The following is a 21,786-nucleotide window of genomic DNA, read 5'->3' as shown; positions in this document are numbered from 1 at the left end:
GAACCTGTTACTAGATTACCTATAAGGAATTGAAACTGCCACTTGAGTTCTGAGCTTTCTTAAGACTTATCTTGTTACTAGATTACCTATAAGGAATTGAAACATCCCACCTAAAGGAAGTAAAGTAATTAACGCTAGAGTTACTAGATTACCTATAAGGAATTAAATATAGTTATTGAAGCCAATTTATCTATTAGAATTGGCTTTTTTATTTTCATGATATAGTATAAAAACCTATCACATCTCTCCATTAATTTACTATCTAATGGCAATAGATTATGATAAAGATAAAAAGAATTTTTGTATAATATTGTTGTTTAAAAGGATGATGAATAATGGATACTTTTAAGCCAAGTTATATTAGGTTGTATGAAGATGGTACTTTGCTTAAAAGGGTAGAGGAAGTTAAGAAGTATTTAACAGAATGTTATCTCTGTCCCCATGGATGTGGTGCGGACAGAACTAAAAGGGTAGGATTTTGCAAGGCTACAGATAAGATAATAGTATCCAGTTATGGTTCTCATTTTGGGGAGGAAGATGTATTAGTTGGATATAAAGGTTCTGGTACCATATTTTTTGGATATTGTAACATGAGATATGTTTTCTGTCAGAATTATGAACTTAGCTTTGGAGGGGAAGGAAGAACAGTATCCAATGAAGAATTGGCAAATATAATGCTTTATATACAAAATCACTATAGATGTCATAATATAAATCTAGTTTCTCCAACCCATTTCGTTCCTAATATAATAGAGGCTATTTATATAGCAGTTGGAAAAGGCCTTAATTTGCCCATAGTATACAATACAGGAGGCTATGAGAAGATTGAAATTTTGAAGATCTTAGATGGAATAATTGATATCTATATGCCGGAATATTTTAGTTCTGAATTAGCAATGAAATTCTCTAAAGTACCAGATTATCCTAATAAAGCAAAATTAGCCTTAAAAGAAATGGATAGGCAAGTAGGAGGATTAAAGGTAGACGATAAGGGCATTGCCTATAGAGGGCTAATTATAAGACATTTAATGCTTCCAGGGAATATTGAGGATACGAAAGAGGTTTTAAAATTCATAAAAGAGGAATTATCTCCAGATTGTCTAGTAAACCTTATGAGTCAGTATTATCCCATCCATAGAGCTTATGAACACAATGAGATAAATAGAAAATTAGGATTTAGGGAATACAAAGAAGCCTATACTTTTGGTGAGAATTTAGGCTTGAGGTTGGACTAAAAAGAAAATAGATAGAAAATAGGTGTAATATTTTTGTAATATAATGATATAATAAAAATTGAGAAGAAAATATAGGGGAGATGCGGCTCCCCAAAGATAGTAAATCAAACCTTTTTTTGTGTAGAGAACTCTTCTTTACTGGAAGAGTTCTTTGCCTTATAACTTACGGATCTAAGGTGGATTATGCTAATTAATAGATTTACCAAAGCTGTCAAGGTTTTAAAGAGAAGTTCCAAGAAAGCCATTACCTCACCTCCTTTATATAAACTCTAATGAGTTTCATTGGCAGAGATGAGTTAAAGGGAATAAGTAATGGAATTCGAATTATAAAAATATGATAAAATTTGATGAAATATGCTTTTGTATTATTTTATGAGCTTGTTTAATCAAATATTCTCAAAACTTTGGAAAGAATTGCCAAATTTATCTGGCTTTTTTAAAAATTGTTTTAGGAAAAATCATTAAACTATTCCCTTCCATCTGAATATAGTAGATTGGAGGGGATGTTTTAATGGGAACTATTGGGAAATGGTTGAGTTTAGGAATAATGATTCTGTTCATTTTAGTATTATTCATTGAGATAAGTTATGCAGGAACAATTGATAATGGCAGCCTTTTGAAAGAATATGTAAGTAGCGGATATGAAGAAAACATATTGGAACAAAGGAACACCTTATTAAGGTTCCAAGCAGAAAATAATTTGTTTGTAGATGGGCTAATTGGAGAGATGACTCAAAAAGCATTGGTTGAAAAAAATAAGAAAATTATAGATATAATTCCAGAGGAAATTAAGGTGAAGGAATGGTTTATAGTTGTAAATAAAACTAAGAAAATACTAACAGTATATAATAATGGTGAAGTATATAAAAAATATCCTATTGCGTTAGGTAAGGAATCTACACCAACACCAGATTATAAGTTTACTATAATTAATAAGTTGAAAAATCCTTACTGGGGAGGAATGGGAGGAAAGTTCAAACCAGTAAGGGGTGGTGATCCTAATAATCCCTTGGGGAAAAGGTGGTTAGGCCTTTCAACGGAGAGATATAGAGGTTATGGAATTCATGGAAATTCTGACCCTTATTCTATAGGAAGATATGTTTCTGCAGGTTGCATTAGGATGATTAACGAGGATGTGGAAGAATTATTTGAATATATACCAATTAAGACAGAAGTTTGGATTGGAACTGAAGAAGTATTAGAGGAATGGGGAATCAAACAATATATTGAATATGAAGAAATATTAGATGTATGTCTTTCAAAGATAATAGGATATAATTAGAGTTATGATATAATTTTAACGTTATACTAAAAAACATCTCCAAGAGTTAAAGCTTTTTGATTTTGGAGATGTTTTTTTGATTAAAATGGTTCTAAAAGATATTCTTTGTAATAGTAAAAATTTTGTGAAAAATCCATTTAATAATTTAAGATTAAATAGTTGGCTAGGGTAATCTCAAAAAATTAAGAGTTGTAGGTTATGACGAAAGTTTTTTAGATGCAGGACATGTAGGTAAGGATTCAGGCGGCTTAGGCAACAGGTTAAAGGAGTAGGACATAAAATCTGCAGTAAGGAATTGCAATTATTACAAATTTTTCCCTTTATAATATAGATAATTTATTAAAATTATTACATACTTAATTCATGAGGAGATAATATATGGAAAAAATTCAATTTAAATCAATATGTTTAGTAATGGTACTAACATTTTCTCATTACGTACATTCCATCTAGTGGATATGCTCAAGAGGAGGTTTTAAGCAAAAATATTCAAAGGATTAAGGTCTTGTTTAGAATAGGAGAGATTATAGTTATAATTTTGTGAGGGTGGAAAACGGGATTATATTTAATGAAAACAATATCCATGTTAATATAGATACTCAAACTGGAGAGGTAACTAGTTTTTATATCATCTGGGATAAGGAACTAGAATTTCCAGATATAAAAGGGATTATATCAAAGGATGAGGCTATGGAAATATTAGTAAAAGGGAGGGGGATTAGATTTAGAATATCAAACCGAAAATAATGATAAAGGGGAAAATAGTATTAGGCTATAGTCTACGATTTCAAAGATAAGTATTTAATAGTAGATGCTAAAAAGGCAGAGGTAGTAGATAGTGGAAAGGAGTTAATGGAAAGAAGGGGTATGAGAAATTATACGGATATTGGAGAAAGCTTTGCTAAAGAGCAGATTGAAAAATTACAAGAATATATTTTCTTATTTGGTGGAAATGAGTTTAAACCAAAAGAAGAGATAACCCAGAAGGAATTTTTCCAATTATTAGCTCAAACTATAGATATGTATTATGAATATGATGACCTAGGTTATCTTTATGAAAGATTTATATATGAAGGTATTTTAAAGGCGAAAGAAAAAGATACGAATAGAAAAGTAACTAGGGAGGATGGCATAAAGTATATAATTAGAGCCTTTGGATTAAAGACATTATATGATTTAGGGGATATATACAAAATAGAGTATGAAGATGCAGATGAGATATCCAGTAATTTAAAAGGACATGTGGCGAAGGCTAGAGGATTAGGGATTATAAGTGGAGGAAAATATTTTAGACCAAAGGATTATTTAAATAGGGGAAGAAGCAGTAGTATTAATTTATAATATATTAAATAGAGATCTATAATTTATACACTATAAATTCTTAAAAGCACTTATATAAAGGATAGGTGCTTTTTTATGAGAATAATAAATAATATCTAATTTATTTTTGGTTATACTAAGGATAAAATAAGACTGATGATTGGAGGGGTTAAATGGCAGTTGTAAAAGTTATTGAACTTCTTTCAGAATCTACTAATGGTTGGGAGGCTGCAGTTCAAGAGGCAGTAAACGAAGCTTCAAAGACCATTAAAAATATAAAAAGCGTATATGTAAGCAATATGCAGGCTATAGTTGAAAACAATAAAGTAGTCAACTATCGATTAAATGTAAAAATTTCTTTTGTGGTGGATTCAGAGTAATTTATAAAAGTGAATTTGCTGAAGGATAATGAATATCGGATATAAGTAAAGTTGTTACTTAAATCCGATATTTTCGTTATTCCCCAAATTTGTAATCTCGAGGTATAATCAATAGTTATTCTTAAGGAATAACAGAAAAACCATATTATAAATTGTAACATCATAAATAAGTTGTCGAAATTATCAACCTTTTTTTCCATTGAAAAATGATATAATAAAACATATTAGTATTTTCATCATAATACAGGTAGATACATGAGTTTGTAAAACACCGGAATATTATATTGGAGGTGATCTTATGAAAATTTCTATACAGGGTGTTGGGAAAACATACAAAACGGGAAAAATAGCTTTAAAGAAGATATCAATTGAAATAACTAGTCCAAATATGATTGGATTGGTGGGACCTAATGGAGCAGGGAAAAGTACATTGATGAAATTGCTTGTAGCAGCTTTGCTTCCTACAACTGGGAGTATATCTTTCAACAATGAACCACTATATAAAAAAGAAAAGGTCCTTAAAAGCATATTAGGATATCTTCCACAGTCTTTTGGACTCTATGATGAACTAACAGTTTGGCAGTTTTTAGATTACATAGCAGCTTTAAAAGGTATAAAAAATCCCAAAGATGCAATTGAAAAAGTTATTAACGAAACTAATCTTGATGAAAAGAAAAATGCAAAGATTAAAACATTATCTGGTGGGCAAAGACAGCGTGTAGGCATTGCTCAAGCCTTAATTGGAAATCCTAAGCTATTGATTTTGGACGAGCCTACAGTGGGGCTAGATCCAGAAGAACGGATTAAATTTCGAAATCTGTTTTCGAAATATGCTCAAGATAAAATTGTCATCCTCTCGACCCATATTATTGAAGACGTACAATCTATCTGTAATAGGATTATAGTAATAAATGAAGGTATGATTCTATTTGACGGCAGACCAGATGAGTTAATTCAAGCTGCAAATGGACATGTAGGTATTATTGAGCAGGAGGAAAGCCTCGGAGATAAAGATTATAAAATTACTGCACGTATTAATACAGCACGTGGTGTAATGTGCCGAATAGTAGCAGATACACTTCCTCCCTTTGCACAGCCTGTTGAACCATCACTTGAAGATGCCTATATGTTTTTGATCGAGAGGAGATGATTATATGAGTTTTTTTTCTTACCTGCGTGTAGAAACAAGTAGAATCTTCAAATCCAAGACAACGTGGTTTTTTATAATGCTAATAGCGGCGACACCTTTAATTGGTCTGACTATATTCAAGCCTAATAATGTTGACACTGCTGCTACTCAGATGATACTCAATCCAGTAGTTACTGGTACAGTTGGTGGGGCAATTTTTTTTGCAGTGTTTACCTTGTTTGAATTAAATAGAGTAGATAAGTATAAGGTTTCCATGTTAACATACGCCGTTGCATCTCCTACAATACTGCATATTGCTAAGATGGGTGCTATATTTATCACTTCTATTATTACAATTTTATTCATTATTTTAATATATTTACCTTATACATTTATCAATATGAAGTCATTTTTTAATGGTGAACTATATATGTGGGCTTATTTGATTTACATGCTTCCCAGTATGTGGATTGGTAGTTTATTTGCAGCAATATTCTATCAGCTTTCCAATAGGCTTGATATTAGCTTCCTTCTATTTACAGCAAGTGTACTCTTTAGCTTTTCAGATTTTTTAACTGAGGATTTTATATTACGATGGATTAATCCCAATATTCCCGTTTTTTCCGATGCTTTTGGCAACTATAGAGTACTTCGTACAGGCCTCTATAATCGTCGATTTTGGATGATATTTTTAGGGGGTATATGGATTATCTCTTTTCTATTTACTAGAAGGTATGAAAAGGGTATTTGGGGGTCCTTGCAGTATAATATAAGAAAACTTCACTTGCCTGTTTTGGGAATATGTTTAATTATATTGAGTATCAATATTTATTTCAAACAACCATTCTACAATAGTTCTCCTCCTGAAGTTGACTGGGATAAAGTACGTAATACCGGATTGCAATTATTAAACTTTCAATCTGTAACTGCAGAAGTTAGACCTGATTTTAGAAGAAATACCATATATGGAAAGATAAGATACATAGTGGACAACTATATATCTTCTGCTGAAAAGAGAGTGATTATCAACAGCGGTTATGAATTGTATAGCATTAGAATAAACGGTGAGGACATTGAGTATACAGAATTACCAGATGAACAATTTACCTTGAAAAACTATCAATTTAATATGCCTATTGGAACTGACATGGTGTTAGAGATAGAATATGGAGGATATCCCAAGCTTTGGGGTGCATATAGAACATCTTTGGGTGGTAATGAAATAAGCCCTAAAAATGTTGAATTAAGAAATCATTCCCTTATTCCTTCATTGGGCATATATGGAGCAACTGTAGATGTAAGTATAGTTTTACCTGATACTTTCACCCTTATTTCACTAGATGACAATATTCGAGATATAATAGAGAATAATGATGGTACAAAAACATGGTTCCTTAGTGATTGCTACGACTCCGTGGATGTTTATGCTTCAGATTATGCCTGTAAAAGTGTTGTTGCTGATGAAATGACTGCTGACTTTTATTTTCATGAGAACTTTACAGAGCTCTTGGAAGAGTATGATGCTGAGGAAGTATTGATCGATGTTTTCAACTATTGTACAGAGCATTACGGGCCTTTGAATTATTTAAAAGATAAAAAATTGATCCTAATTCAGACCTCTGCTTTCAATTTCGGAGGCGGTGCCACAAACGGTGTAAGCAATATGAGCGAAACTACATTTTCCATATATTCACTTACCGATCCCATTAAGGGGGCAGCAGGGAAAGAAATATTAGCTCATGAAATCATCCACCAGTGGTGGGGTCTTAACAGAATGATATGGGAAGACCCAGATGTGCCAGAATGGACAGGAGAAGGTCTTACAGTATATTCCACCTATCGTCTATATAAGGAAAAGTATGGAGAGGAATACGGCCAAAAATATTATGTAGATCAGTGGAAAGCAGCAGTTAAAGAGATGAAGCGAAACTTCTATCACCGTCATCCGGAGTATCTGGATATTATGCCTGAAAGTTTTGCTGCTCATCTGAGGGTCAGAGAACTGGAAATCAAGAAATACTGCTTGATGCCATTAAAAATACTTAAAGCAGAAGAACTCATAGGTGGCGAAGAGGCCATGGATGAAGTACTAAAAAAACTATCAAGTTCAAATCAACATAAGCAGCTAACTTTTCGAGAATTTTTAGATGCTTGCGGATTAACAAAGGAGGCACTTGAAATTGAAAAAGATTTTTAGATATGAACTAAAGCGATTGATTTTTAATAAAATTTTTTTTGTTTTATTAATGATTACTATGCTATACAGCTACCAAATACTTAGGAAAGATATCATAGTTGGTATTGCTTTTACGGCTCCCTTTTCAAGCTGGAGCTATGGAATGTATCTTGCAAAAGTATTACCTTTACTGCTTATTACCCTAATTTTTTTCATAAGCTTTCTCTATTCAAAGGAGGAAAAACAGGTTAAGCAGCTAATATTTGCAACTCCGATTGATCCTTTAAAATATGGTTTTACCAGATGTTTGGCAATAATTGTTGGATATATGTTAATATCAATATTTGTAATTGGAATAAGTTTCTTGTTTTATGTTTTGATTTTTCGTTTCTATACATTTATAGATTTTATTGTACCATCTTTGATAACTTTAATTCCTGCTTTATTGCTTGTATTAGGAATAGGTTTAGTTATAGCTAGTATACATCCAAATTTACTATATGTTTTAATAATCTTTATACTATTAATCGGTTTTTTACCACTGCCTACATTTGTTGATTTATATGGGACACAAACTTTTAATACTTATCCGTTGACGCTTCCTGTGGGAACTGATGGGGAACCACCTTTTATACTGCCTAAATTATTCATATTGGGTAAAGCTTTCTTTTTAGTAATAGGGATATCAATGATATCCTTTGGAATCAAAAGATATGCTGATTATGAGGGAAAAATTTGATTTTTATATTTACAATCAAAACTTTCAAGGATTAATGTTTTTAATTTCTATGCAATTTTATTGAAAAAAGAGGGTATTTTGTACATAGGTCGAAATATATTAAAAAGGAGGTTCACGTATTTATTTCAATAGAATAGGAGGAAACAGATATAATGGATGTATTAAAATTATTACCTAAGACAGAACTACATTGCCATCTAGATGGAAGTGTTAGACCAAAGACCATGTATGAACTTTTACTAAAAGAAGGTATCATTGAAGTTAATGATTTTAGAGAATTTGAAGAATTGGTAATGGTAAAAGATGACTGTAAATCCCTAATTGAGTATTTAAAGAAATTTCAGTACCCATTAAGTATTATGCAGAAAAAAGAGAATATGGAAAGGATAACTTATGAGTTATTAGAGGATTTAAATGCTCAGAATGTGAAATATGTAGAGATAAGATTTGCTCCTTATCTTCATACAAAGGAAGGGCTTTCCTTTGAAGAGGTTGTTGAATCAGTGCTGGTGGGGATGGAAAGGGCTAAGAAGGATTTTGGTATATGGTCTAATGCTGTTTTAATCTGTATGAGGAATGAAAGGGTAGAAGAGAGTATTAAGGTAATTAAAAATGGAGCCAAATATATTGGTAAAGGAGTTGTAGCAGTAGATTTAGCAGGAAATGAACAGGACTTTCCTCCTGAGATCCATCAAAAGGCGTTTAATTTAGCCTATGATATGGGATATAACATTACAATCCATGCTGGGGAAACTGGAATAGCGGAAAATATCCCTAAGTCTATAGAACTACTTCATGCACAGAGAATAGGTCATGGCATTGCAGCAGCAAAGGATCCTAAAGTAATGGAGTTGTTAAAAGAGAAAAACATATTTCTAGAGATGTGTCCAATAAGTAATTTACAGACTAAATCAGTAAAATCCATAGAGGATTATCCTATAAGGAAATTTTTAGCTAAAGGTTTAAAAGTGACAGTAAATACAGACAATATAACCGTTTCAAATACTTCTTTAGAGAGAGAATATCAATTGTTAATGGAAAAGCTAGATTTTACTATAGAAGAGGTAGTAGGGCTAATTCAAAATTCTATTGATGCTGCTTTTATTAAGGATAATGAAAGAGATATTTTAAGGAAAAAGGTAGATGAAGAATTAAGAAATATGGAGCTGATATAGGTGAGACCAATAGATATGCATTGTGATACAGTTTTAAAATTGATGGAGGATAAGGATAATTTAGGGCTTTATGAAAATGATTTAGGGGTAGATGTTAAAAAGCTGAGAAAGGCCAATTCATTGGTCCAATTCTTTGCCTTATGGGTCGATTTAAAAAGTGAAAGGGATCCGATAGATATATGTTTAGAGATGATGGACAAATTCTATTTAGAATTGGATAAAAATTTACAGTATATAAAAATAGCTACAAAATATGAAGATATCATTAATAACGATAAGGAAGGTAAAATTTCAGCCATTTTAACTATTGAAGAAGGAGGAGCTCTTAAGGGCGAGTTATATAATTTGAGAAATTATTATAGATTAGGAGTAAGGGGCATAACTTTAACTTGGAATAATGTAAATGAAATAGGTTATCCTAATACAAAGGAAGAATATAGGGATAAAGGATTAACCGATTTTGGGCGTCAAGTGGTCTATGAGATGAATAAACTAGGGATGCTAATAGATGTATCACACCTTTCAGATCAGGGTTTCTACGATGTTTCAACGGAAAGTAAAAAACCTTTTATAGCCTCCCATTCTAATTCAAGAAAAATGAAGAACCATTTAAGAAATCTTACAGATGATATGATAAGGACCCTTTCAGAATCAGGAGGAGTAATGGGCATTTGTTTTGAAAGGGATTTCTTAGGGGATTCCAAGCATGCCAGAGTAGATGATATGATTAGGCATATTAAGCATATTAAAAATATTGGAGGAATCGATGTTATAGCTATAGGTTCTGATTTTGATGGTTGTAATCCTAATGGGGAGATAGAAAATATTGGTGAAATAGAAAAGCTTATACAGGCATTGAGGGATAATGGATTTTCAGAGGATGAAATAGATAAGATATTCTATAGAAATGCATTAAGGGTAATAAGGGACGTATTATAGTATTAGATTAAGGCCTAAAAATAGGCCTTAATTGTTGTTATCCCATACGATATGAATTCTTAGTTAAATATATACACATTTGATTAATAAGGATATAGAATAAAAGCTTATTATTAAAAATATTATTTTTTCAATCTTACTATTTGTTTTAATAGTAATAGGTGCAGTAACATTTGTTCCTAATGGAAAGAATAGTTTTATTCCCATTGGGGTAAAAAAATCAGCTATTAAATGACATAGATAACCAATGATAAAACCTGTATATATGGAAGGTAGTCCATATTCAGTAGCCCCTGATTTTACTAAGGAACCAGATATTAGAAAACCTAGTATACTATGGGTAAAACCTCTATGAGTTGATATTCCAACAAGGAAGGCCATTCTTCCTAGTAACATCAATAATTTTTCACCTGTAACTGTATATACATAGGAAAGGAAAAATCCTAAGGATATATAAAATAGAGTTCTATAAAGACCACTATTTATTAATAATAGTTTCTGGTTTAACTTTCCTCTAGGATGATCTAAATCAGGGGCCAAAGCCCCAATTGTTGATGCTAATATAATGATTAATTTATTCTCTATGGGTTGTTCCATGGATAAAGTTAAAGCGGTTGCTATCCCTATTGCAACATGGGTTTGTCCTGTCATATGAATTCCTCTCCGATGTAAAATAATTATTTTATGAGACTTTTTATATTATACAGGTTTTCGAACATATATTCAAGCAAAGGACTAGGGTTTGTACCTCTAAAATTTAGCAGAATAAAAGAACTGGGTATTATATCTTACCCAGCTCTTGATAGTTATAACATTTTTATTCATTCAATTTTACGGAGGGTATTTCCTGACCACCCTGATATAGTATTAGATGGGTAACTGTCCCTTTTTCATCTCTTTGGAAATGGATTTGAGCTTCTACTACCTTGTAGAAAAATTCGTCTTGTGATGAAGGAAATATTTCGAATTTGTTTTGACCAGTGAGTTGAGCATAAAGCCTGCTTTCTTCAGTTGTGATAGTAATAATTATCCCCGGAGCTAACTCATATTTTCCAACATAATCATTATATATTTCTGGATCTAACTCAACTTCTTTTTGCTCTTCTATATCTCCTATTTTTTTACATTCATGAGTCATACCAAGTTGTTTAAGAGTTAACTTTCTAACATTTCCTTCCTCATCTTTGATAAACTCTATTCTAATGTCTACTTCCTGAGCAAAAAATCGGCTCTCTGATAATGGCAGCAATTGAAAAGCATCTTGACCTGTTACTTGAGCAAATAGCTTATCATCAACTCTTGATATATTTATATAGATTCCATTTGCCAGCTCATATCTTCCGGTATAATCATCGTATAAACTTAAGTCATCTATTTCTATTTTCTCTAATATTTCTGGCATCTTATATTCCTTATCTAGAACTATAGCTCTTAAATCCTCTGTTAATGATATCAAATCATATGAGCCCATATTACTTAAAGCTATAATGGTCAGATCCGATTCTGGATATCTGGCTATGTTGGCAGTAAATCCGAAAGTATTACCCCCATGGTGAGCTTTACTTTCTGAATTGACTTCTTCTGTAATCATCCATCCATAACCATAATAGTTAGTTTCGTCTATAGATATATATTTTTCAAATATTTTATTCAAAGTTTCTTTACTAATTAACTTTTCAGTTTTTAAGGCTCTGTCCCATCGGTACAGATCTTCTACTGTGGAATACATATTCCCTGCACCAAAAGCCTGAGTCAATACTAATTCATCATCTACAGGATGTAGTTCCAAGAACCCAACATAAGGTGTTGCATCCTGTATATGATATTTATCTATAGAATACATGCCTGTACTTTCCATATTTAGGGGCTTAAAAATATTTCCATCTAGATATTTTTCCAAGGGTATATTAGAAACCTTTTCTACAATCATCCCCAATAACACATAATTGGTATTGGAGTATTCAAACATTTTTCCTGGCTCAAAATTTAGAGGTAAATCTTTAATCAAATCTATAACAGCTTCCGGACTTCTATTGCTAATATCCATTTTAAGGAATTCATTTAGATTGGTATAACTAACAAGGCCAGATGTATGGGTTAATAGATTATGGATGGTTATTAGATCTCCGTTTGGAAAATCAGGTAAGTATTTTGAGAGCTTATCTTCTACATTTAACAATCCTTTTTCAGCTAGTTGCATAACAGCCATAGCGGTAAACTGTTTAGTAATTGAACCTATAGCGAAGGTAGTTTGTGATGTATTCTTTATTTTTTGTTCCTTGTCTGCAAAACCATAACCTTCATTAAGAAGTATTTTTCCATTTTTGGCAACTAATAGGCTACCATTAAAGTTGTGGTATTTTTGAAGGGATTCCATGTATTTTACTAATTCATCTTGTTTATCTTTATTTTCTTCATCCATGGTAAAGAAATATTCTTCATTATCCTTCCATTGGCTTAACTTAAGAATTTGGTGCTTACCATTCCAACCAGCAACTAATCCCATACTCCTGTTAAAAAACTCTACTGGCACATAGGTTTTGGCTTCCTTTAATAAGGGTGGAAATTCTAATTTTAATTCTTCTCCATTTATCAAAACCTTTGATTCCCCAATTTTCAAATGAATGGCATTATTTTCTCTTGAAAGGGTTACACTCCAATCTTCATTCCAAATTACTTCGTATCCTAATTCTTCTCCAATCATCCGCAATGGCACCATTACTTGATTTTCTTCATTTAGGAAAGCTTCATCTAAGCTGATTTTTCTTCCATTTAATAATAGGGTTATGCCTGAATGAGCATTTGCTAAAGCATTAATGGATAAACCAAAAATTAATACTAAGGCAAGTAAAAGTGAGGTCAGCCTTTTTAAATTGTTCATCATATCCCTCCATTTAAGTAAAATAAAAAATATCTATGTATAATATATTATAGCACAAATATAACAAATAGGATACAAAAGTTAATAAAAAACCCCAGAATTTCTGGGGATCAAATTTTAGCCCTTTTATAGGCACCAGGCCATTCAACGTTAACATTAAGCTTTTTGGCAGCTTGTAAAGGCCAATAGGGGTTTCTTAATAGTTCCCTACCTAAGAATATTAAATCACCCCTATTATTCTTAAGTATTTCTTCAGCCATTACAGGTTCGGATATTAGGCCTCCAGCTATGACTGGTAGTCCAGTTCCCTTCTTAATAGTTTCTGCAAAGGGGACTTGGTATCCTGGGTATGCATCGATCATAGCGGGAACTAGACCTCCTGAACTTACATTTACTATGTCGACTCCTTCATCCTTTACCATATTTATTATTTCCACGTAGTCCTCTGGATGATTGCCATTTTCAACATAATCTTCAGCAGAAACCCTTAATATAATAGGCTTGTTTTCAGGCCATACCTTTTTAACTTCAACTATTATCTCCTTTAAAAATCTAACCCTATTCTCCAAGTTTCCTCCATACTCATCGGTTCTCTTATTGGTTAGAGGAGATAAGAACTCATTTATTAAATATCCATGGGCACCATGAATTTCGAGGGTATCAAATCCAGCTTCATTGGCCCTTCTAGCTCCCTCTTTAAATGCATTTATAACTGTTTTTATATCATCAATGGTCATTTCTTTTGGAGTTTGATAGGTGTTATCGAAAGCTATAGGAGATGGTGCAATGATCTTTTCTGAACTTACAGCACATTTTCTACCTGCATGTGCTAATTGTATTCCTACTTTAGATCCTAATTCCTTTGAATATTTAACTATTTTTCCTAATCCTTCAATATGGGAATCATCCCAAATACCTAAATCACCTTCTTTAATTCGTCCTCGACTTTCTACTGCTGTAGCTTCTAAAATTAAAAGACCAGTTCCTCCAATTGCACGGGTAGCATAATGGATTACATGCCAATTTTTAGCAAAGCCTTCATTATCAGCTTCCAACATGCACATGGGTGGCATTACGATTCTATTCTTTAATTCTAAATCTTTGATTTTTATATTTGAAAATAGTTTTGCCATATCTACACTCCTTTCCCTAGTCTATATACCCAGTTAAATTGGAATTACAAGTAAATTATTCAATGGGCTTATAATCTATTCAAAAAATCTATTATAATATCTAAATTTAAAATGTCATCTATATATTGGATCTGCATAGATAGATTGGTTTTCAATTCTCTACTGATTATGGTTTTAAAATCCAAGTTACTCTTTTCATCCTTATTAGTGGTGTCATGACTTTTGAACTTTTCCATATTGGTAAGGAAATCTTTAATAAGTTCTCTATTAATTTTGGAGAATTTCTTTTTCGAAACCAAATTGCCATCTATAATATAGAATAGTTTATAACCATCATCCAGTCTTTCTCCTGCTAAAACTTTTCTACCTTTAGTAATATCTACTTTATTAGAATGATATAAGTAGTTTAAAGCTGATAATAGGTCTCTATAGTAAGATGCCCTTTCAAATTGTAATTGACATGAGGCATCTTCCATTTTGGTTTTGATTAGAGATAAAAAAGTTTCCAAAGATTTTTCTTGGGATAGTATATCTATTAAAGATTTTCTGTTTTCATTAAAGTCATTTCCATGGCAATTTATTGGTAAGGGATGGTAGCTGAATTTATATAGTTCCTCACCTTTTATAATAGGATATATGTTTCTTAGAAGCCTAACCAATTCCATAAGTGTATTTCTACTCCTATAAGGGCCATAACTATATTCATTTTCCTTGTTTAAAGTAATTGTTAGTAAATTTTGGCTATCATTCTTTATAGTTAAGTACACATATTTTTTATCATTTTTGAATTGGCTGTTATATATAGGCTTATGTTTCTTTATTAGGCTACATTCCAATATTTGAGCTTCCAAGTGAGTATCAGTTATTATTGTTTCTATATCATAGATATTAAATACTAGCTGTTTTATTTTATTGAAATCAATATTTCTTTGGAAATAGGACCTTACCCTTTTATTTAAACATTTACTTTTACCGATATATATTATATTCTCTCGTGAATCCTTCATTAAATAGACTCCGGGTTTATCTGGTATTGATTTTATCTTTTCCATCAGTTCGTTTGACATGCTCAATTTAATCACCAAGTATATTATAATATATTTTTATGGATTGGATAATCTGTACATTCATTTTACAAAAATAGATAAATAATGTTAAGCTATAAACTTTCTTATGTCCACTGCATATTCTGATATAAAAGGGAAGGGAATGTGGAAATGGACTATCCTGTCATTTTTGTACCGGGACTTTTTGGCTCCTTAGGGGATGATGTGATAAATGGAACTGGAGATTTTTCCTTTGGGCCAGCAGAAACTGTCTACAGACCCTTTATTAAAATATTGAATTCAATGGGCTATATAGAGGGTTTTAATTTATTCATCTCCTATTATGATTGGAAAATGCCAGTATTGGAGTCGGTGGATAAATACTTATCCAAGGACATAGAAAGAATTAAAAGAGATACGAAAAAGGAAAAGGTTATAATCATTGGACATAGTTTGGGAGGACTCCTTGGAAGGACATATTTAGCTTATTTTAGTCCTTCTTCTGTGGATAAATTGATTATGATAGGCACTCCCAACTTAGGTGTTGTAAATGCTTACTTTTTTTGGAGTGGAGGGAAAATTCCCTATTCAAAAGTTGAGGATAATATTGTTTATCATGGATTGAAGATGGGATTTATCCTATATTTTTCACTATTTAAAAACATAAACTATATTGAAGTTTTACGGAAAACATTCCCCATAGCAAGGGATTTGCTGCCCAGTTACAAATACGGTAATTATTTGTTCTATGAAAAGGATGGCATTAGAAAAGAAGTGCCAATAGAAAAAATTGAGGCTAGAAATATTTTTTTAAATAAACTGGAAGAAAAGTATATCCACCCAAGCAAGGTTTTTATTATTGCAGGCAAAGATATTTTTACCAATAAAGAATTCCTAGTAGATGTGGATAGTAAGGATAAAATTAAATGGAAAGACGGAAGGCCTATAAAAGTTTATAGAACTAATTATGGAGATGGTACGGTAACAACCTTTAGTGCTTTAGGTCATTTGACGGGACGACATATAGTAATCAAGGGAAACCATATTGACATCTTATATAAATCGAAAGACTTTCTATCATCTATTCTGGAAAAGCCTTTAATTAGGGATATTAGAATTGAAGCGATGGGAATTGAGAAAACTAATAGGGAGTAGGTAAAAATTTTTTGTAAACAACAGAAGTAGATTTAGTTAAAGTGGATAAGGAGTCCCCTATCCACTTTTTATTATTATCTCCAATAATAACTATGGTTCATTTCTGCTTCTTCCTTTGTCCTATGGATTGTACCGTGAGGATGTGCTGGTGGAGCATATATGGAGTAAAGTTTAATTGGAACAGAACCTGTGTTAATTAAATTATGCCATATTCCTGCAGGTATAAATACTACATAATTCTCATAAACTCTGGCTTGGAAATCTAAGCATTCCATGCTATGCCCCATTTCAACGATCCCCTGCCCTTGTTCAATGCGAATGAATTGGTCTAGATTAGGATGCATTTCCAGGCCGATATCATGACCAACATCAATACTCATTAAAGTAAGCTGTAGATGTTTTCCAGTCCATAGGGCTATGCGGAAGAAGTTATTTTCATTAGCTGCTTTTTTTATGTTGGTTATAAAAGGACAAGGCCCATAATCTTTTAAGTGGATAGAATATTTCCTATTATGATCATAATACATGTTATTCACTCCTTTGGATAGTTCTACAACATTATATGTTCTATATTGGTTAGGAGTTCTTTTAAATGAGTTGTTAGCATTATTATTAAATATTTGAAAAAAATACTTGATTACCATATATTAACTTGATATACTAAATTAGTAATGGATAATACACCAATATTTAGGAGGTTTAGGGCAATGATCAAAAAAGTGGATTTACTATTATCAAGAGAACTATATATTCAACACTATATGAGGCAACCTGCGGTAAGGTGTGTTAAAGCCACAGCAGGATGTGGCTTTTTTCATGTTCATTTTATGTCTATTTTTATATATTTTTGGTGTTTTGCTTATAACCGTAGGGTCACCTACGGTTTTTTTTAATAAATTAGAAAGGAGGATGACGATGATAGCCAGAAGGAAATTTAAGCATCTAGTATCTTTATATGGGGGTGATTTTATATGGAACTATACTTGATGTATATTCTAGGTTTACTGAAATCAAAAAAATATAATTTATTAGATGAATATTTTAAGATAGAATATAAAAATTCTTATAAGAGTTTACAATCAAGTGATTATTATAATTATATAAAATGGTAATCAAAAGCCCTATATTTTCATGTATAGGGCTTTTATTATCAAATTATAATAACTCCCTTTTATAATAACTCCCTTCTCAATTGTTCTCCTGTTTTAGGAGATAGGTATACTAGTGGAATATCAAATATGGTTATGGCACCTGTTTTACCCTCTAAAGCCATTTTATTGACTGCTCTAGCATAGGCAACTAAAATTGATGAAGTGAATTCTGGGTTGCTATCAAGAGAAAGATTGAATTCTATTTTATGTTTAGCATTGGATTTTGTAGTTCCAGTTCGAATAACAAATCCACCATGAGGCATTTTGCTATGGTTTCTCTTTAGTTCTTCTTCGGAAATAAAATTTACAGTTGTATCGTAATCAGCAAAGTAGTTTGGCATTGTTTTTATCTCGTTTTCTATTCTTGATAAATCTTCACCATCTTTACATACTACATAGCAGATCCTTTTATGCATTTTGCAAGGTGAGATGTTTAGATTTTCAAAGTTTTTAACTTTTTTCAGTATTTCCTCTGAGGGTACTGTATATTGGACTCCATCTTTTACGCCCTTTATTTTTCTAATAGCATCTGAATGACCTTGACTTATTCCTTTTCCCCAAAACGTATAGTTTGTACCATCAGGCAAAATAGTTTCACCTAATAATCGGATAAGTGAGAAAAGACCCGGGTCCCAGCCTACAGATATAAGGCTTAACTTATTTGATTTTTTGGCTATGTTATTTACCTGTTCAAAATACTCTGGGATTTTTTTGTGATTATCGAAGCTGTCTACTGTATTAAAGTATTGCGATGTCATGGGAACCTGTTCACCTAAATCCTTTGCAGAGCCACCACATAGTAACATTACATCGATTTTATTTTTGAAGTCCAACATATTTGAAATATGTACTACATTGGATTTGGTATCTAATGAATCGGGTTTTCTTCTTGTAAATATGGCTACAAGTTCCATGTCTTGATTCTGGCTTATTGCTAATTCTGCTCCTCGTCCTAGATTTCCATATCCTACTATTCCAATTCGTATTTTACTATTCATGGCGTACCTCCAATAGGATTAATTTATTAAGACCATATTACAAATCAACATAGCTTCCGAAAAATTCTATTGATTTGCTATTAAGAAAATATCTTGTTTCTGCTAATTTATCTATATGCCATCATAAACTAGAAAAATGATATGTTTTAAAGTAAATATAAACGATAATTTTAAGGATAATTGAAGACAAACAAATAAATTTTCCATTAACTTATTATTATAAAAGGTAAAAATACATATAATCTAATAATCAAAAATAGTAATATAATAATCTATTTTTTTCTTAAACTTTAACTAAGTGATTTTGTTGGAATTAAGAATGAAATGTATAAAATATTAGGGCAATATTGTTCAGATAATCCTAAAAAGCGATTTAATACCATATTATATGGATGAGTAAATAATTTGTAGGTGAAGAGTATTTAGCAGAAGGGCTTAATAAATCATCTTTTGATAAAGATATAGTTTTCTGTTCTCGGTAAGGGGAAAATTAAAAAGAGGTTTTCATTCATTGCAAGCAATGAGGAGATTATTATTCAGGATATTCTAAAGAAAAATTGTAATACAATGACAATCACTGTAGAACGAACGGCTATTGATGCTGTTTAAATAGCAGAATTATTATTAAAGGAGTGATTGAAATGACACTATTTAAAAGTTCTGGAATGGCACTTGTTATACCAAATTTGAATGCAGATGGACTTATTCTTCTAACATTTTATAATAAAACGATTCAAAAAAGGTTAATTAAATATTTAACAGAAATTGAAGCCAAAAATAGAAGGATACTAGCGAAGATTTTATGTACAGTGAGATTGAATATAAAGGAAGAGTGCCATGATTAAGACAATTATATATGGTGTAAATGGAAAAATGGGACAGATTTTAAATAAGCAGTTATTAAATGAAAAAGATATGGAGATTGTTGCAGGGATAGATAGAAGTATGCTTGATGTTAAAAGAACATATCCAATATACAATAGCCTATATGAATACAAAGGAGAAGTAGATGTAATAATCGACTTTTCTCATCCTTCCTATTTGGAACAAATAATCGATTATTCTTTAGATAGGAGAGTACCTTTAGTTATTGCTACTACTGGATTTTCTGAAGAGCAGTTTAGAAAAATAAAAATGGCTTCAGAGTATATACCTATACTTTACTCTTCAAATATGTCATTAGGTATAAATATCTTAACAAGAATATTGAGTCAAATAGTTAAAATTTTAAATAGAGATTTTGATATTGAAATTATTGAAAAACATCATAATAAAAAAACTGATGCACCTAGTGGTACAGCGTACTTGTTAGCCGATATAATTAATGAAACTTTAGGAAATAGTAAAAGATATATATATGGCCGAGAGGGTAATAATTCAAAGAGAGAAAATAATGAAATAGGGATCCATTCTATTCGCGGTGGTACTATACCAGGAGAGCATACTATAATTTTTGCTGGTTCTGATGAGATTATAGAATTAAAACATACGGCATTATCTAAGAAAATTTATGCTCAAGGGGCAATAAAAGCAGCTCGGTTTATAGTTAAGGCTAAAAAAGGATTTTATACAATGGACGATATTTTTAATAGTAATGTATAAAGGTAATATGAAATAATTTGTGATTTAGAAAAGTTCTCTTTTCTGGGAAGAATCAAAGTAAGACGAAAACCAGAAGGGAGAATTTTTTTGTGAAATTTCTATGTATGAATATTTACATTATTAGATTAAAAATATATGATGAAAAGAGAGAATTGAACCAAAATAGAGAAATCATAGAATACAAATTTGAAATAATGAAACTTAATAACTAATTATAAGAAAATTAAAGGGGGGATAGCTAATGACAATTGAAGAAATATGTGAAAAAGGGATTAGTTGTGAAGAAAACTTTTTCTATGGTGAGGTGCTAGAGGTAAAGAAACTATATGAGTTTCCTGAAGGTGTTTTTTGTTAGGAAAGACTAGTGAAAGACATGGAGTTATTATGGGGAGTTAATGATTTAAAAGACCTAAGGATTGGCATTAAAAAAAATAAAAAAGGAGAATCCAGATATTAGTTTTATATTCAGATATGGCAGCAGTCTTAATAGAGTAATTGAAAAGAAATAAATGATAAGTAATTGGGGATATGAGTATAAGGGAATCTATGTTGGCTATTCATTTATATTAGATGATATGAAGCTAGATGAAAGTTGCCCTTCTATTGAATACTTAAATAGAGAAGTTATAGACGAGTTGCTTTTACTTGATAAAGAAGTATTTGATTCTTTTAACATCACGAAAAAACAGCTGATCAGCAGTTTGAGTGATGAGGCCATATTATTTTAGTTTATAAGAAGGATGAGAAGATAGTAGGCTATATAATAATGGAGCTATATGGTGAGAACAATAAAAACTGCTTTATAAGGAATGTTGGAGTAAGTGAAGTTGAAAGAGGAAAGGGCTATGGAAGAAAGTTGATATTACATGGTTTAAAAGAAGCAAAGAAAGAAGGCTCATTAAAAGCCATGTTGTGGGTTGGAAATGTAGAGGATATCAATTTCGAGGAAAAGGTTAATATTGTAGGAATCACTGTTACAGTTGATGTCTTTCCTAGGGTGGTGGAAATCGCAAGAGTTTATCAGAAAGGAGGAATTCCAGTTGTGTCAGGCGGCATACATATTAGTGCATTTCCTGAACAGGCTAAGGAATACTTTGATGTAGTTGCTGTAGGTATGGCTGAAACAACTTGGCCAAATATAATACAGGATTTTCAAGATAAGAAGCTTAAAAGAATTTATTAGTGTGATTGTAAAATTACAGGAAGTGATATCGTTTCACCAGCATATCATTTGGTTGATAATAAAAAATATTTGTACTGTAATATAATAAGTACCGGTAAGAGGTATCCCTTTAGATGTGATTTTTGCTATAATATTTGTGAGGCTTATAAATCCTTTTAATTTTTTATACAGAAAGTACGGAAAAGCAACGGAGAAATTATGTGAATTAATAACTTATGAGCGGGTTGGAAGATTAGCAGAAAAGATATCCTATTGAATAAGA

General features: G+C 31.5%; 22 protein-coding genes. 15 read left to right on the top strand and 7 right to left on the bottom strand.

Annotation, left to right across the window (positions count from 1 at the left end):
- The first annotated feature begins 335 nt into the window (after nucleotides 1-335).
- Nucleotides 336-1,235: a radical SAM protein gene (locus BLV68_RS11630; RefSeq protein WP_093754008.1), complete on the top strand. Its 900-nt coding sequence runs from the start codon at nucleotides 336-338 to the stop codon at nucleotides 1,233-1,235.
- 104 nt (nucleotides 1,236-1,339) lie between these two features.
- On the opposite strand, the gene BLV68_RS15490 is transcribed toward BLV68_RS11630, so the two are convergent.
- Nucleotides 1,340-1,480 carry a hypothetical protein gene (locus tag BLV68_RS15490; RefSeq protein ID WP_159428686.1) on the bottom strand — a complete coding sequence of 47 codons (141 nt, stop codon included), beginning with the start codon at nucleotides 1,478-1,480 and terminating at the stop codon, nucleotides 1,340-1,342.
- 266 nt (nucleotides 1,481-1,746) lie between these two features.
- On the opposite strand from BLV68_RS15490, the gene BLV68_RS11625 reads away from it, so the two are divergent.
- The 9 genes from BLV68_RS11625 to BLV68_RS11585 all read left to right on the top strand — a co-directional run bounded on the left by BLV68_RS11625 (nucleotide 1,747) and on the right by BLV68_RS11585 (nucleotide 10,375).
- The gene (locus tag BLV68_RS11625; RefSeq protein WP_093754006.1) at nucleotides 1,747-2,517 is read left to right on the top strand and encodes a L,D-transpeptidase; all 771 of its coding nucleotides are present in this window, start codon (nucleotides 1,747-1,749) and stop codon (nucleotides 2,515-2,517) included.
- Nucleotides 2,518-3,063: 546 nt separating this feature from the next.
- Entirely contained in the window at nucleotides 3,064-3,264 is a 201-nt protein-coding gene (locus tag BLV68_RS11620) for a hypothetical protein (RefSeq protein ID WP_143035280.1), read from the top strand.
- A gap of 105 nt (nucleotides 3,265-3,369) precedes the next feature.
- A complete protein-coding gene (locus BLV68_RS11615) occupies nucleotides 3,370-3,858 on the top strand; it encodes an S-layer homology domain-containing protein (protein WP_093754002.1) in 489 nt (162 codons plus the stop codon).
- A 152-nt stretch (nucleotides 3,859-4,010) separates the two neighbouring features.
- On the top strand, nucleotides 4,011-4,217 hold the full coding sequence (locus tag BLV68_RS11610; RefSeq protein ID WP_093754000.1) for a dodecin family protein: 207 nt from the start codon (nucleotides 4,011-4,013) through the stop codon (nucleotides 4,215-4,217).
- A gap of 298 nt (nucleotides 4,218-4,515) precedes the next feature.
- A complete protein-coding gene (locus BLV68_RS11605; RefSeq protein ID WP_093753998.1) occupies nucleotides 4,516-5,367 on the top strand; it encodes an ATP-binding cassette domain-containing protein in 852 nt (283 codons plus the stop codon).
- A gap of 4 nt (nucleotides 5,368-5,371) precedes the next feature.
- Nucleotides 5,372-7,543 (top strand): M1 aminopeptidase family protein, encoded by a 2,172-nt coding sequence (locus BLV68_RS11600; RefSeq protein ID WP_093753996.1) that lies wholly within the window; start codon nucleotides 5,372-5,374, stop codon nucleotides 7,541-7,543.
- Entirely contained in the window at nucleotides 7,527-8,261 is a 735-nt protein-coding gene (locus BLV68_RS11595; RefSeq protein WP_093753994.1) for a hypothetical protein, read from the top strand. Before BLV68_RS11600 ends, BLV68_RS11595 begins: the two co-directional genes overlap by 17 nt.
- Before the next feature lie 152 nt (nucleotides 8,262-8,413).
- A complete protein-coding gene (gene add / locus BLV68_RS11590; RefSeq protein WP_234949903.1) occupies nucleotides 8,414-9,436 on the top strand; it encodes an adenosine deaminase in 1,023 nt (340 codons plus the stop codon).
- Nucleotides 9,437-10,375, top strand: a complete 939-nt coding sequence (locus tag BLV68_RS11585) for a dipeptidase (protein ID WP_093753990.1) — start codon at nucleotides 9,437-9,439, stop codon at nucleotides 10,373-10,375.
- A gap of 63 nt (nucleotides 10,376-10,438) precedes the next feature.
- On the opposite strand, the gene BLV68_RS11580 is transcribed toward BLV68_RS11585, so the two are convergent.
- The 4 genes from BLV68_RS11580 to BLV68_RS11565 all read right to left on the bottom strand — a co-directional run bounded on the left by BLV68_RS11580 (nucleotide 10,439) and on the right by BLV68_RS11565 (nucleotide 15,456).
- Nucleotides 10,439-11,026, bottom strand: coding sequence for a metal-dependent hydrolase (locus tag BLV68_RS11580; protein ID WP_093753988.1), 588 nt, complete (start codon nucleotides 11,024-11,026; stop codon nucleotides 10,439-10,441).
- Nucleotides 11,027-11,192: 166 nt separating this feature from the next.
- The gene (locus BLV68_RS11575; RefSeq protein ID WP_159428685.1) at nucleotides 11,193-13,256 is read right to left on the bottom strand and encodes a serine hydrolase; all 2,064 of its coding nucleotides are present in this window, start codon (nucleotides 13,254-13,256) and stop codon (nucleotides 11,193-11,195) included.
- A 110-nt stretch (nucleotides 13,257-13,366) separates the two neighbouring features.
- The gene (namA, locus tag BLV68_RS11570; RefSeq protein WP_093753984.1) at nucleotides 13,367-14,389 is read right to left on the bottom strand and encodes an NADPH dehydrogenase NamA; all 1,023 of its coding nucleotides are present in this window, start codon (nucleotides 14,387-14,389) and stop codon (nucleotides 13,367-13,369) included.
- A 68-nt stretch (nucleotides 14,390-14,457) separates the two neighbouring features.
- Nucleotides 14,458-15,456: a GIY-YIG nuclease family protein gene (locus tag BLV68_RS11565; RefSeq protein WP_093753982.1), complete on the bottom strand. Its 999-nt coding sequence runs from the start codon at nucleotides 15,454-15,456 to the stop codon at nucleotides 14,458-14,460.
- Nucleotides 15,457-15,606: 150 nt separating this feature from the next.
- Here BLV68_RS11565 and BLV68_RS11560 point away from each other — a divergent pair, with 150 nt between their 5' ends.
- On the top strand, nucleotides 15,607-16,590 hold the full coding sequence (locus BLV68_RS11560; protein ID WP_143035279.1) for an esterase/lipase family protein: 984 nt from the start codon (nucleotides 15,607-15,609) through the stop codon (nucleotides 16,588-16,590).
- 74 nt (nucleotides 16,591-16,664) lie between these two features.
- Here BLV68_RS11560 and BLV68_RS11555 read toward each other — a convergent pair whose 3' ends face one another.
- A complete protein-coding gene (locus BLV68_RS11555) occupies nucleotides 16,665-17,117 on the bottom strand; it encodes a cupin domain-containing protein (RefSeq protein WP_234949902.1) in 453 nt (150 codons plus the stop codon).
- Nucleotides 17,118-17,761: 644 nt separating this feature from the next.
- Nucleotides 17,762-18,739, bottom strand: a complete 978-nt coding sequence (locus BLV68_RS11545) for a diaminopimelate dehydrogenase (RefSeq protein WP_093753974.1) — start codon at nucleotides 18,737-18,739, stop codon at nucleotides 17,762-17,764.
- Between the two features lie 641 nt (nucleotides 18,740-19,380).
- Here BLV68_RS11545 and BLV68_RS11540 point away from each other — a divergent pair.
- From BLV68_RS11540 to BLV68_RS11525, 4 genes are all read left to right on the top strand, one after another.
- Nucleotides 19,381-19,584 carry a hypothetical protein gene (locus BLV68_RS11540; RefSeq protein WP_093753972.1) on the top strand — a complete coding sequence of 68 codons (204 nt, stop codon included), beginning with the start codon at nucleotides 19,381-19,383 and terminating at the stop codon, nucleotides 19,582-19,584.
- A complete protein-coding gene (gene dapB / locus BLV68_RS11535; RefSeq protein ID WP_093753970.1) occupies nucleotides 19,577-20,341 on the top strand; it encodes a 4-hydroxy-tetrahydrodipicolinate reductase in 765 nt (254 codons plus the stop codon). Before BLV68_RS11540 ends, dapB begins: the two co-directional genes overlap by 8 nt.
- Nucleotides 20,342-20,850: 509 nt before the next feature.
- Nucleotides 20,851-21,069, top strand: coding sequence for a hypothetical protein (locus BLV68_RS11530; RefSeq protein WP_093753968.1), 219 nt, complete (start codon nucleotides 20,851-20,853; stop codon nucleotides 21,067-21,069).
- A 38-nt stretch (nucleotides 21,070-21,107) separates the two neighbouring features.
- Entirely contained in the window at nucleotides 21,108-21,524 is a 417-nt protein-coding gene (locus BLV68_RS11525) for a GNAT family N-acetyltransferase (protein ID WP_093753966.1), read from the top strand.
- The last annotated feature ends 262 nt before the right edge of the window (nucleotides 21,525-21,786 follow it).

Source organism: Tepidimicrobium xylanilyticum (assembly GCF_900106765.1).
Taxonomy (GTDB): domain Bacteria; phylum Bacillota; class Clostridia; order Tissierellales; family Tepidimicrobiaceae; genus Tepidimicrobium; species Tepidimicrobium xylanilyticum.
This window is presented reverse-complemented; position numbering and strand designations above follow the sequence as displayed.